Genomic DNA, 12,911 nt, shown 5'->3' on the forward strand with positions numbered 1-12,911 from the left:
TGAAAGCCCGCCTTATGGAAACAAACTATTTTTTGGTTCGCGTCTTATGCGGATAAGCTTATTCACCAGCATCCATGCGGGTTGCGAGGCGGTTGGTTGCTTATTCCGGATAAGGCGCGAAGGCCGGCGCGGGGTCGCCGGACGCTGGATTCTAGGAACCCGGGGGCACCCGCGCAGGGCGGCTACCGCAGCTTGAAGTCGAAGCCCAGGGTCTGCGGCGAACTCAGCAGCTGCCGCGCGGCCTTGTCGGCCTGGTGCTGCGCATTGAGCCATTCCCGGGCCAGCCGGGCTTCGGTCCGGTTCAGGTGCTCGATGCCGTGGTGGCGCTCTTTCGACCAGGCCTGGAAGCACTTCACCACCCGCAGCGGATCGCCGATCTGCTCCTCGATCCGCAGCCGATAGATGTCCGCGGCCACCATGACATCCTTCAAAGTGAAGTTCTGGCCTTTGACGTGGACCACGTAGGGGACCACATAAGAAGTTGTCCTGGCGAGATCGCTCATGCCTTCATCCGTGCCTCAAGTCGCTGCCTGTGCCGCAGATTAGCGGCGGGTATCGAAATGAAACTGAGCGTTTCTGAGCGCCGAAGCGGCGCCCGGACAGCGCCGGGCTAGCGCCGGATGAGCGTCTTGGCGTGGAAGCGGTAGCCGGCGTTGCGCGCCGTGTTGATCGGCAGCACAAGGCCGGTGGCCTCGCTGACCTTGCGCCGCAGGCGGCGGATCTGCGTGTCGAGGCGGCGCTGGTCGTAGCTCAGGAAGTGCTCGCCCAGCGCCTGCACGATCTGCTGGCGGCTGGCGATTTCGCCGCCGCTGCGCATCAGTTCGTGCAGCACCGTGAGGTCCTGTTCCGACAGCGCAATGGGCGCGAAGCCCGGCGGCGACAGCCGGCGCGGGCCCAGTTCCAGCACCCAGGCGTCGGCCGGCAGCGCGGCGGGCGAATCGCCCAGGCGCCGCGACAGCGCCGCCAGCGTGGCCGCCAGCTCATCGAGGTCGGTGGTCTTGGACAGGTAGTAGTCGGCGCCGATGTCCAGCCCCGTCACGCGGTCGCGGGCGCCGCCGCGCGCCGTCAGCACGACGATGCCCAGGCGCTCGCCGCGTTCGCGCAGTTCGCGGATCAGCGACAGGCCGTCGCCGTCGGGCAGGCCGAGGTCGACCAGCGCGATGCCGTGGCGGGCGGGGTCGTAGGTGCGGTGGAAACCTTCGAGCGACGCCTCGGCATCAACCCGGTAGCCGCTGCCGGCCAGGAACTCGCTCAACTCTTCGCGCAGCACGGCTTCATCTTCCAGCAGGATCACATCACGCATGGGAACAGGGTAGGGGCTGGTGGCCGAGGGAATCTGAGCGTTTCTAAGCGCGGCGAAGGGCGCGCAGATTCTAGGTGTGGCCTCGATAATCCGCGCCCATGAAACGCCTTGCTCGGTGCCTGTGGCGGTGCGGTTGTCTTGCCGTGCTGGGCCTTCTCTTTTCCACCGCGGCCGCCGCCGGCGTGCTGCGGCTGAATCCGTTGGCGAGCGTCGACAGCCACGGCCAGTTGTCGATGCTGCGCGACCCCGAAGGCCGCCTCAGTGCCGACGAAGCCGCCGCCGCGCCGGGTTGGAAGGCCTTGCCTGGGGCCGTGAATGCGGGCTTCACGCGCGACGCCGTGTGGATCAAGCTCGAGGTGCAGCGCCCGGCCGACGCGCCGCAGCAGCGGTGGCTGGCGCAGTTCAGGAATGCGCTGCTCGACGACGTGCGGCTGTACCGTCGGGACGACGCCGGCCGCTGGCAGCTTGCCGTGCACTCGGGCGAAGACATCGGCCGTGAGCACTGGCCGGTGGACGCGCGCAACGTGCAGCTGCCGCTCACGCTGGAGAGCACCGAGCCCACGCCGCTGCTGCTGCGCCTGCAGTCGCGCAATGCCATGTCGACCACCATCGGCTTTGCCGCACCCGAGGTCTACGCGGGCACCGCGCGGCGCGAGTACCTCTTCTATGGCCTGGGCTTCGGATTCGGCCTGATGCTGCTCGCCTTTCACACGCTGTTCTGGCAGATGACGCGCGAGCGCCTGAGCGCGTGGTACCTGGTCTACGTGGCGAACGCGCTGCTGGTCGAGTTCCTGACGGCCGGGCTGCCGCAGCAGCTGCTGGCCATGCCCGCGCGGCTGTCCGACCTGCTGCTGAGCCTGTCGATCTGCGCCGGCGTGGCCATCGGCATCCGCTTCGCCGGCATGCAACTGGGCACCGACGTGCAGTGGCCGCGCTTCACCCGCGTGGCGGTGCGCGTGGTGGGCCTCGTGAGTGCCATCGCGGTGGCGCTGGTGCTGGCCGGCGCCAACGGCCTGGCCATGCAGGCGGTGCAGGGGACGGCGATGCTGTGCATCGTCTACCTGATCGGCGCCGCGCTGTGGCTGCTGCCGCGCGACCAGGGCCAGGCGCGGGCTTTTCTCATCATCTTCGGCATCTACTACGCGGGCGTGATGGTGAGCTTCCTGCGCAACCAGGGCTGGCTGCCGGCCGGCGCCTGGACCGACAACGCGACCGCCGTGGGCACGCTGCTGCACCTGCTGCTCATGAGCATGCGGCTGAACCGCCGCTACGACCAACTGCGCCGCGAGAAGGAAGCCGCGCAGGCGCGCCTGGTGCACGTGGTCGGGCGCCAGAACGACCGGCTGGAAGACGAGGTGCGCAAGCGCACGGCCGACCTGCGCGGCGAGATCGAGCAGCGCCAGCGCCTCGAGGTCGACCTGCGCGCGGCGCTGGAAACCGAACGTCGCGCCAAGCAGTCGCAGGTGGATTTCGTCGCCATGGTGTCGCACGAGTTCCGCACGCCGCTGGCCATCATCCACACCACCGCGCAGCAGATCGCCAAGAACCTGGACGCCGCGCGAGAGAAGACGCTGGCGCGCTGCCTGAACCTGCGCGCCGCCGCGCAACGCATGACTGCGCTGGTCGACGAGTACTTGACCTCCGATCGCATGGAAGCCGGCCAGACGCCGTTCCAACCGCGCCCTTGTGAGCGCGACGAGCTGCTGGAGCTGTTCGAGGACCTGGTGGCCGACTGGCCCGACGGCCGCGTCGTGTGGCAGGGCAGCCACCTGCCGTCGCAGCTGGTGTGCGACCCCGGCCTGCTGCGCGTGGCGCTGCGCAACCTGCTGGCCAACGCCGATCGCCACACGCCGGCCGGCCGCGCCATCGTGCTCGACGTGGTGCCCGGGGAAGCCGGTGGACTGGATATCCGCGTGAGCAACCCCGGCGACGCGATTCCGCACGACGAGGTGCCGCGGTTGTTCGAGAAGTATTTCCGTGGCCGGCAGGCGGCGCGCTCACCGGGCGCCGGGCTCGGCCTGTACCTCGTGCACCAGATTGCCGAGCTGCACCGGGGGCACGCCCGGCTCGACAGCGCCGGGCAGGACGGTCACGTGCGCTTCAGCCTCGCATTGCCTTGAGAAGCCGCTGCTTCAGCGCAACATCGACGACATCGCCGAACAGCAGTTCAGCATGCGCACCGCCGACTCCACTGTTTCAGCGGTGAAGCGCAGCGTGACGCCATCGACGCGCTCGAAGCTCGGCCACTGGCAGAACAGGTCGGCCATCATCGGCGACTGGGTGCGCAGCGTGACCACCTGCGGGCCCTGGAAGACCAGTGGACGTGCGTGGGCACGCGCGGCCAGCCCTTCGATCACGCCGGCACGGATCGCCTGGCGCGACTGTTCCGGCGAGAGCGACACGCCGCTGTTGAAGCCGGTCGCCTTCTTGGTCTGCACGAAGCTCGCATGCGGGAAGAGCGCCTGGTTCTCGGAGATGAACACGTCGTCGCCGCTGGCCATCACGACCGGCACGCCGTATTCGCCGGCCAGCGCGCCGTAGATTCCGGCTTCGCCCAGTTCCTGGTCGCCCAGCCGGATGCCCGCGAAGGCAAAGCCGTTGATCGTGTGCGCGAGGATGCCGCGCCCCTGCGCGCGCGAGTGGTAGCCCACCATGCACAGCGCGTCCACGCCTTCTTCCACGCCGGCCACCATGCTCAGGTAGCGCGGCTTGCCCTGCACGACACGGGCGCGTGCATCGAGCACATCGGGCGGCATGTTGCGAAAGCCGCCGTGCGAGTCGTTCACCAGCACCTCGGTGGCGCCGGCGTCGAAGGCGCCGGCAATCGCGGCATTGGCCTCCTGCGCCATCAGCACGCGGGCGCGCTCGTACTCGGGGTTGCCCTGGCGCGCCTGCTCGTGGTGGTAGACGCCTGCAACGCCTTCGATGTCGGTGGAGATCAGGACTTTCATGGACGTGTGTTTCAGGCGAGAGGTGAAAGGGAAGACGCCGGCAGCAGTTCGCCGAGCGCCGCGCGGTGGTTGCCGTCGCGGCCCGTGACGGGCGTGGCGCGCCACAGCGCATGAAGTATGGCCTGCTCGGTGCTGTCGGCCGCGGCCTGGAACAGCCCGTCGAGCCGCGTGTCGTGCAGCATCGCCACGGCCGGCATGGGCCGGTCGGCGCGGTCGGGGATCGTGTAGGCCGTCGAGAAGGCCAGCACGAGGTCGCCGCTGCCGTGGCCGTAGACCGAGCCGGTGCGGGCCAGCCCCGCGCCCGCGCGCAATGCCAGGCGGCGCAGCTGGCGCGCGTCGAGCGGCGCGTCGGTGGCGACGACGATGATGATCGAGCCCTTCTCGGGCTCCGCCGCTTCCTTCGATGCCTGCAGCGCCGCGAGCCGTTCGCCCACCGCGTGCCCGGCCAGCACCAGCTGCGGCTGGCGTCCGTAGTTCGCCAGCACCAGCGTGCCCAACGTGTGGGTCGTGCCGTCGGCCATCGCCACGCAGCGCGACGCGCTGCCGATGCCGCCCTTGAGCTGGAAGCTCGACATGCCGCGTCCCGCGCCGACCGAGCCCTGTTCGAAATCGGCCCCGGCGGCGTCGAGCGCCTGCAGGTAGTCGGCTTCGGTCACTGCCAGCCGCTGGATGTCGTTGAGAAAACCGTCGTTGCACTCGAAGACCAGCGGGTTCACCGTGGGCAGCGCGCGGCCGGTTTCGGGGTTGGCCGCCGCGCAGTGGCGGATCTGCGCCGTCGCCACGGTGCCGACCGAGAAGGTGTTGGTCAGCGCGATCGGCGTTTCCAGCACGCCGAGCTCGGCCAGCTGCACCAGCCCCACGCTCTTGCCGAAGCCGTTGAGCACCACGGCCGCGGCCGGCACCTTGTCGCGGAACGCGTCGCCGGCGTGCGGGCGGATCACGGTCACGCCGGTCTGCACCGGGCCGTCGGCCAGCGTGCGGTGGCCGACCGTGACGCCCGCGACGTCAGTGATGGCGTCGCGCGTGCCCGGGGGCAGCGTGCCGATGAAGGGCAGGGAGGTCGTCGAGGCCATGAGAGCGAAGAACTTACTGGCGGTCGATCTTCGGATCGAGCGCGTCGCGCAGCGCATCGCCCAGCAGGTTGAAGGCCAGCACGGTGAAGAAGATGGCCAGGCTGGGGAACAGCGCCACGTGCGGCGAGGTCACCATGTCGGCGCGGGCTTCGTTGAGCATCGCGCCCCACTCGGGCGTCGGCGGCTGCGCGCCCATGCCCAGGAACGAGAGGCTGGCTGCCGTGATGATCGAGGTGCCCACGCGCATCGAGAAGTACACGACGATCGACGAGATCGTGCCCGGCAGGATGTGGCGCACGATGATGGTCCAGTCGGACGCGCCGATGCTGCGCTCGGCCTCGATGTAGGTCTGCTGCTTGAGCACCAGCGTGTTGCCGCGCACCAGGCGCGCAAAGGCCGGCACGCTGAACACCGACACCGCCACCACCACGTTGGTCATGCTGCTGCCCAGGATGGCCACCACGCCCAGCGCCAGCAAAATGCCGGGGAAGGCGAACAGCACGTCCGAGATGCGCATCACGATGCGGTCCCACCAGCCTTCGTAGTAGCCCGCCAGCAGGCCGAAGGCCGTGCCGATGATGCCGCCCACCAGCACCGACAGGAAGCCGGCCGCCAGCGAGATGCGCGTGCCCGCCAGGATGCGGCTGAAGATGTCGCGGCCCAGCGGATCGACGCCGAACCAGTGCGTGGCCGAAGGCCCGCTGTTCAGCATGTCGTAGTCGAAGAAGTTCTCGGGATCGAAGGGCACGATCCACGGTGCGAACACCGCGATCACCACCAGCAGCAGCACGAAGATGGCCGCCACGATGCCCACGGGCTGCTTCTTGAAACGGCGCCAGCATTCGCCCCAGGGCGTGCGGACCTTGCCGGCGGTCAGCGCAACGGCAACGGGGGACAGTGGAACGATGGATTCGGCAGACACGCCGGTAGCTTGCGTCATGGCTGCGTGCTCACTTGTAGCGGATGGTCGGGTTGATGTAGCCGTACAGCACATCGACCACGAGGTTGATCAGGATGAATTCGAGCGAGAACAGCAGCACCAGCGTCTGGATGACGGGGTAGTCGCGCATCTGCACGGCATCGACCAGCAGGCGGCCCAGGCCGGGCCAGTTGAACACCGCCTCCACAAGAATGGAGCCGCCCAGCAGGAAGCCGAACTGCAGGCCCATCATCGTGACCACCGGAATCAGCGCGTTGCGCAGCGTGTGCTTGAACACCACGCTGGTTTCGTGCACGCCCTTGGCGCGCGCGGTGCGCACGAAGTCTTCCTGGATCACTTCGACGAACGAGGCGCGCGTGAAGCGGGCCATCACGGCGGCCACGGCCGCGCCCAGCGTGATCGAGGGCAGGATGTAGTGCTGCCAGGTCGCGGCGCCCACCGTGGGCAGCCAGCCCAGCTGCACCGAGAAGATCTGCATCAGCAGCATGCCCAATGCAAATGCGGGGAATGAGATGCCCGACACCGCCAGCGTCATGCCGATGCGGTCGGGCCATTTGTTGCGGTACACCGCCGACACGATGCCGATCCCCATGCCGAAGATCACCGCCCACACCATGCTGGTGATGGTCAGCATCACCGTCGGGAAGAAGCGCTCGGCAATTTCCGTCGACACCGGCCGCCGCGTGCGGATCGAGGTGCCGAAGTCGCCTTGCACCATGTGGGTGAAGAAGCTCACGAACTGCTGCGGCAGCGGCTTGTCCAGCCCCAGCTCCGCGCGCACCATGGCCACGGTCTGCTCGTCGGCGTCCTGGCCGGCGGCAAGGCGCGCCGGGTCGCCGGGGAGCATGTGGACGAACAGGAACACCAGCACTGCCACGATGAGCAGTGTCGGGATCAGGCCCAACAGTCGTTTGAGGAAGTAATTCAGCATGGGATACGGGTGTCGCGAGCGGGCGATGGCACGGTGCCACCGCCCGCCGGACAGTCAGTCAGGAAAACGAAGGAGCCGCGATCAGTTCGATACCGACATGGCATCGATGTTGATGTTCGCGTCGGGCATCACGAACACACCCGACAGGCGCTTGGCGTGCGCCGACAGGTTCTGCTCGGTGACCAGCGGCACGCGCGGCAGGTCCTTGCGGATCTCTTCCTGCGCGGTCTTGTACAGCGCGGCCTTTTCCTTGTCGTCCACCGTCACGAGCGCCTTGGCGATCGCGGCGTCGACCACGTCGCTCTTGTAGAACGACATGTTGTTGAGCTTGGGCGCCCACGACTCGGAAGCGAACAGCGGACGCAGGCCCCAGTCGGCTTCACCGGTCGACGACGACCAGCCCGTGTAGTACATGCGGACCTTGGCCGTCTTCGGATCGGGCCAGGCGTCGACCTGCTCGGTGCGCTGGCCCACTTCGAGCGCCTGCACCTGCAGCTTGATGCCCACCTGTGCGAGCTGCTGCTGCACGAACTGGATCGTCTTCTGGCTGGTCGTGTTGTTGTAGGCGCTCCACAGCACCGACTCGAAGCCGTTGGGGTAGCCGGCCTCGGTCAGCAGTTGCTTGGCCTTCTTCACGTCGTAGGGAATGGGCGCCATCTTCTCGGCGAACTTCACGCCCTGGGGCATCACGCCCTGCGCGGGGAAGGCGTAGCCGCCGAAGGCGACCTTCGACAGCGCTTCCTTGTTGATGGCGTAGCCGATGGCTTCGCGCACCTTCGGGTTGTCATACGGCTTTTGCAGCATGTTGAAGGCCAGGAAGCGCGTGATGATCGAGGGCGAGGCCACCACTTCGAGCTTGTCGCTCTTCTTCAGCAGCTCGGCCTGCTCGTAGGGAATGGGGAAGGCAAAGTCGGCTTCGCCGGTCTGCAGCATCGCGGCGCGCGTGTTGTTCTCGAGCACCGGCTTCCATTGCAGGTTGTCGACCTTCGGGAAGCCCTTCTTCCAGTAGCCGTCGAACTTCTTGGCCTTCACGGCGTCGGTCTGCTTCCATTCCACGAACTCGAAGGGGCCGGTGCCCACGGGGTGGAAGGCGATGTCCTTGTTGCCCCACTTCTTGAGCGCGGTGGGCGAGATCATGGCGGCCGAAGCGTGGGCCAGCGAGTTGATGAAGGGGCCGAAGGGCTCCTTCAGCGTGATGCGCACGGTGGTCGGGTTCACGGCCTCGACTTTGCCCACGCGGTTGAACTGGTTGTAGCGCAGCAGCTTGTTGTCCTGGTTCAGCACGCGGTCGAGCGTGACCTTCACGGCTTCGGCGTTGAAGTCGGTGCCGTCGTGGAACTTGACGCCGCTGCGCAGCTTGATGGTGTAGACCAGGCCGTCCTTGGACACGTCGTAGCTCTCGGCGAGCACGTTCTGCACCTTCAGGTCCTTGTCGAACTGGAACAGGCCTTCATAGAAGGTCTTGGTCACGGCCGTGGTGATGGTCGTGTTGGTGTTGTACGGGTCCAGCGTTTCCGGCTGGTAGCCGATGGCCAGCACCACGTCTTTGGCGGCCAGTGCCGTGCCCGAGGCGGCGAGCGCGGCCAGGCCCAGCAATGCGGATGCCCAGCGCAGGGAGGAAGAAGATTGCTTCATGGAAGAACTCCAGTCGGTTCGTGGAAAAAATGCAGGGGGCCTGCGGGTGAAAAAACGGTTCGGAATCAGAAGGCGCCGCCGATGGCGTGCCGTGCGACGAAGTGGCCCGGGGCCACTTGCACCAGCGGCGGCACGTCGGGCTCGTCGCCCACGGCGCGGATCGGGCTGGGAATCTCGCCTTCGAGCAGCGCGCGCGGCTTGTGGCGGCGCGACGGGTCGGCCACCGGCACGGCCGCCATCAGCTTGCGCGTGTAGGGGTGCTGCGGCGCTTCGAACACCGCGCGGCGCGGGCCGATCTCGACGATCTGGCCCAGGTACATCACGGCCACGCGGTGGCTGATGCGCTCGACCACGGCCATGTCGTGCGAGATGAACAGGAACGCCACGCCCAGCTCGCGCTGCAGGTCGAGCATGAGGTTGACGATCTGCGCCTGGATGGACACGTCGAGTGCCGACACCGATTCGTCGGCCACCACCACCTTCGGGTTCAGCGCGAGCGCACGCGCGATCGCGATGCGCTGGCGCTGGCCGCCCGAGAACTCGTGCGGATAGCGCTGCGCCACCTCGGGCGGCAGGCCGACCTTCTGCAGCAGCCAGTCGACGCGCTGCTGCGCCTCGGCACCCTTGGCGATGCCGTGGATGAGCAGCGGCTCCATGATCGAGAAGCCCACCGTCACGCGCGGATCGAGCGACGCGAACGGGTCCTGGAAGATGAACTGGATGTTGCGGCGCAGCGCCTGCAGCTCGCGCGTGGGCAGCTCGCGGATGTTCTTGCCGCCGAATTCGATCGCGCCGCTCTGGCTTTCGACCAGGCGCAGCAGCGAGCGGCCCGTGGTCGACTTGCCGCAGCCCGATTCGCCCACCAGCGCCAGCGTCTCGCCGGGGTACAGGTCGAAGCTGATCTTTTCCACCGCATGCACGCGGCGCTTCACGCGGCCGAAGATGCCGCTGCGCACGTCGAAGCGCGTCACGAGGTCGCGCACGCGCAGGATCGGGCCGGCGTCTTCGCGCACGGTGGTCTGCGGCGTGGTGTCGGTGCAGGGCACGGTCTCGGTGCTGTCTTCGGTGCCGGACTCGGTACGAAGGAGCTCGAACTTGGCCGGCAGGTCGGTGCCCTGCATCGCGCCCAGCTTGGGCACGGCCGACAGCAGCGCCCGGGTGTAGGGGTGCTGCGGCGACGCGAACACGGTGTCGGAACTGCCGGCCTCGACCTTGTCGCCGCGGTACATCACGAGCACGCGGTCGGCAATTTCGGCCACCACGCCCATGTCGTGCGTGATGAAGAGCACGCCCATGCGCATCTCTTTCTGCAGCTCGCGGATGAGCTGCAGGATCTGCGCCTGGATCGTCACGTCCAGCGCGGTGGTGGGCTCGTCGGCAATCAGCAGTTGCGGCTTGCACGACAGCGCCATCGCGATCATCACGCGCTGGCGCATGCCGCCCGAGAGCTGGTGCGGGAAGCGGTCGAGCACGTTGCGCGCTTCAGGGATGCGTACGAGTTCGAGCATGCGCAGCGCCTCGGCGCGCGCGGCCGCGTTGCTCTTGCCCTGGTGGATGCGGATGGCCTCGGCGATCTGGTCGCCGGCGGTGAACACCGGGTTCAGCGAGGTCATCGGCTCTTGAAAAATCATCGCGATGTCTGCACCGCGGATGCCGCGCATCGTGCTGTCGCGCGCCTGCGCGAGGTCGAGCACCTCGCCGTTGCGCCGGCGGAAGGCCATGCTGCCGCCGAGGATGCGGCCACCGCCGTGCTCCACCAGCCGCATCAGCGCGAGCGAGGTGACCGACTTGCCCGACCCCGATTCACCCACCACCGCGAGCGTTTCGCCGTGGTCGACGTGGAAGGACAGCTTCTTGACGGCATCGACCGTGCGCTCGGAGGTCGAGAAGCGCACGGTGAGGTCGTCGACGGCGAGGACGCGGCCGTCGGGCAGGTTCAGGGCAGGGGAGGACATGGCGGATGCGAGGGAAAAAGGGGCAGGGCGTCAGGCGAAGATGGCGGTGACCGGGGCTTCGTCACCGCGCGCGTGGCCGCGGTACATGCCTTCGGTGTTGAAGGCCAGGCTCAGGTTGCCGTGGCGGTCGACGGCGATCAGGCCGCCGGTGCCGCCGATGGCGGGCAGCGACTCGTGCACCACGGCGTGCGTGGCCGCTTCGAGCGTGGCGCCGCCGTAGGCCATGCGCGCGCAGATGTCGTACGCGGCTGCGACGCGGATGAACATTTCGCCGCTGCCGGTGCACGAGATGGCGGCGGTGCGGTCGTCGGCGTAGGTGCCCGAGCCGATGAGCGGCGTATCGCCGACGCGGCCCACGCGCTTGTTGGTCATGCCGCCGGTCGAGGTGGCGGCGGCCAGGTGGCCGTGGATGTCGAGCGCCACGGCGCCGACGGTGCCGAACTTCTTGTCTTCGTCCAGCGGCGGCTTGGTCATGGCGGCGCCTTCGTGGTCGGTGACCACGCGGCCGGTGTCGCGCACGCGGTACAGCTGCTGGCGGCGTGCGTCGGTCGAGAAGAAGAAGGGCTCGACCATCTCCAGCCCGCGGTCGCGCGCGAAGGCCTCGGCGCCCGCGCCGGCCAGCAGCACGTGAGCGCCGTCCTCGAGCACGGCGCGCGCGGCGCGCACCGGGCGGCGCACGTGGCTCACGCCGGCGATGGCGCCGGCCGCGAGCGTGGCGCCCTCCATCACGGCGGCGTCGAGCTCGTGCGTTTCCTCGTGCGTGAACACCGCACCGTAGCCGGCGTTGAAGAGGGGGCAGTCTTCGAGCATCTCGACCGCCAGGCAGGTGGCGTCGAGCGCGGGCATGCCCTTGAGCAATGCGGCCTGCGCGGCGCGCACGATGGCCTGCAGCGCGTCGTGGTAAGCCTGCGCCTGCTCGGGGTTGGTCGTCGAGGCGCTGATGGTGCCGGCGCCGCCGTGGATGGCGATGACGGGCGTGACGTTCTTCATCGGGAAGCTTTCTTCTTTTTCTTGCCGGCGTCGGAAGCGACGGCGGCGGGGAGGGAGGGCATGGAGACTTCGCCGCGCGCATGGCCCTGGCCCAGCCCGCCGTGGAGCCACGGGCGCACCGCCTGCAGGATGCGGCCGGCCGACTGCGCCGCGCCGGGCGCGCGCAGGGCGACCGCGCTGGTCAGTGCCTCGATCAGCGCGAGCACGCTGGTCTCGCAGTTGGGGCGGTAGCTGGTTTCGGTCTGGCCGTACAGCACCACGTCGGCCAGCGGTGCGATGGGCGAGCTGGGGCGGTCGGTCAGCGCGAGCACCGCGCAGCCCTGGCCGCGCGCGATCTGCGCGAGTGCCACCGTGTCGGTGAGGTAGCGCGGAAAGGTCAGGCCGATGAACAGGTCCTGCGGCCCCGCATGCATCAGCGTGCGCGCCGAGTGCGTGACGCCGCTCACGCTGGAGAGCATGCGCACGTCGCTGCAGGAGCCATCGAGCCCGTGCTGCAACAGCCCCGCGAGCCAGGCGCTGGCGCCGAAGCCGCCGATGTAGATCGAGCGTGCCTTCAGGATGCGCTGCACCGCGGCCTCGCAGGCGGCGTAGTCCAGCGACTGGCGCGTGGCTTCGATGTTGCGGCGGCTCTCGTCGAGCGCGGTGGCGAACACCTCGGCCACCGTGGTCGGGTGCTCCAGGTTGCCGCGCAGCCGCTCGACCGGCGCCACCAGCGGCTCGAAGCCGCGCACGAGCTCGGCGCGAAAGGCCGCATAGCCGTCGAAGTCCAGCGCGCGCGCAAAGCGGTTGGCCGTGGCCACCGACACGCCGGCCGCGGCGGCGAGCTCGTCGATGGGCAGCGTCGCGACCTGCAGCGGATGCCCGAGCACGAAGTCGGCCACCTGCCGGTGCGAACGCGTCAGCCGCGGCAGCGCCTGCGCAATGCGCTGGGCCACGGTGGTGCCTGGGGTGTCGACGTTGGTGCTCATGGGGCGGGCGATGCACCGGGAAGGGTGCGAGTGATGTAAATCAGTTTACAAATATATGTCAGTTATGAAAATTTTCTGTCATTCCCGAGCGATATCGCAAGTAGCGGGCCAGGTGCGAGGGGCTTTGGCGAGGGGCGGAAGGGGCGTGTTTCCCTTGTGGGGCGC

The 12,911-nt window shown here is 68.4% G+C and carries 11 protein-coding genes; 1 reads left to right on the top strand and 10 read right to left on the bottom strand.

All coding sequences use genetic code 11. The annotated features are described in order from the left end of the window. Nucleotides 1–182: 182 nt before the first annotated feature. Nucleotides 183–503, bottom strand: a complete 321-nt coding sequence (locus tag AC07Y4_RS03770; RefSeq protein ID WP_139705889.1) for a hypothetical protein — start codon at nucleotides 501–503, stop codon at nucleotides 183–185. Between the two features lie 107 nt (nucleotides 504–610). After that, a complete protein-coding gene (locus AC07Y4_RS03775; RefSeq protein ID WP_095950162.1) occupies nucleotides 611–1,303 on the bottom strand; it encodes a response regulator transcription factor in 693 nt (230 codons plus the stop codon). A 98-nt stretch (nucleotides 1,304–1,401) separates the two neighbouring features. Between AC07Y4_RS03775 and AC07Y4_RS03780 the strand changes: the two genes are divergently transcribed. Next, nucleotides 1,402–3,423, top strand: a complete 2,022-nt coding sequence (locus tag AC07Y4_RS03780; protein ID WP_487846815.1) for a sensor histidine kinase — start codon at nucleotides 1,402–1,404, stop codon at nucleotides 3,421–3,423. 12 nt (nucleotides 3,424–3,435) lie between these two features. Here the strand turns inward: AC07Y4_RS03780 and AC07Y4_RS03785 are convergent, their stop codons facing one another. The 8 genes from AC07Y4_RS03785 to AC07Y4_RS03820 form a co-directional block, all read right to left on the bottom strand. After that, entirely contained in the window at nucleotides 3,436–4,254 is an 819-nt protein-coding gene (locus AC07Y4_RS03785; RefSeq protein WP_487846816.1) for a M55 family metallopeptidase, read from the bottom strand. An 11-nt stretch (nucleotides 4,255–4,265) separates the two neighbouring features. After that, the gene (locus tag AC07Y4_RS03790) at nucleotides 4,266–5,327 is read right to left on the bottom strand and encodes a DmpA family aminopeptidase (RefSeq protein ID WP_487846817.1); all 1,062 of its coding nucleotides are present in this window, start codon (nucleotides 5,325–5,327) and stop codon (nucleotides 4,266–4,268) included. A gap of 13 nt (nucleotides 5,328–5,340) precedes the next feature. After that, nucleotides 5,341–6,267 carry a glutathione ABC transporter permease GsiD gene (gene gsiD / locus AC07Y4_RS03795; RefSeq protein ID WP_070060869.1) on the bottom strand — a complete coding sequence of 309 codons (927 nt, stop codon included), beginning with the start codon at nucleotides 6,265–6,267 and terminating at the stop codon, nucleotides 5,341–5,343. A gap of 10 nt (nucleotides 6,268–6,277) precedes the next feature. Continuing rightward, nucleotides 6,278–7,198, bottom strand: coding sequence for a glutathione ABC transporter permease GsiC (gsiC, locus tag AC07Y4_RS03800; RefSeq protein WP_062472516.1), 921 nt, complete (start codon nucleotides 7,196–7,198; stop codon nucleotides 6,278–6,280). 81 nt (nucleotides 7,199–7,279) lie between these two features. After that, nucleotides 7,280–8,833, bottom strand: coding sequence for a glutathione ABC transporter substrate-binding protein GsiB (gene gsiB, locus AC07Y4_RS03805; RefSeq protein WP_487846818.1), 1,554 nt, complete (start codon nucleotides 8,831–8,833; stop codon nucleotides 7,280–7,282). Between the two features lie 65 nt (nucleotides 8,834–8,898). Then, nucleotides 8,899–10,788 (bottom strand): dipeptide ABC transporter ATP-binding protein, encoded by a 1,890-nt coding sequence (locus AC07Y4_RS03810; protein WP_487846819.1) that lies wholly within the window; start codon nucleotides 10,786–10,788, stop codon nucleotides 8,899–8,901. A gap of 30 nt (nucleotides 10,789–10,818) precedes the next feature. Continuing rightward, nucleotides 10,819–11,778, bottom strand: coding sequence for an isoaspartyl peptidase/L-asparaginase family protein (locus AC07Y4_RS03815; protein ID WP_495274190.1), 960 nt, complete (start codon nucleotides 11,776–11,778; stop codon nucleotides 10,819–10,821). Continuing rightward, the gene (locus AC07Y4_RS03820; RefSeq protein WP_062472523.1) at nucleotides 11,775–12,746 is read right to left on the bottom strand and encodes a MurR/RpiR family transcriptional regulator; all 972 of its coding nucleotides are present in this window, start codon (nucleotides 12,744–12,746) and stop codon (nucleotides 11,775–11,777) included. The genes AC07Y4_RS03815 and AC07Y4_RS03820 overlap by 4 nt, the downstream gene beginning before the upstream one ends. Nucleotides 12,747–12,911: the final 165 nt, after the last annotated feature.

The sequence above is a fragment of the Variovorax sp. GW460-12-1-14-LB1 genome (assembly GCF_059423605.1).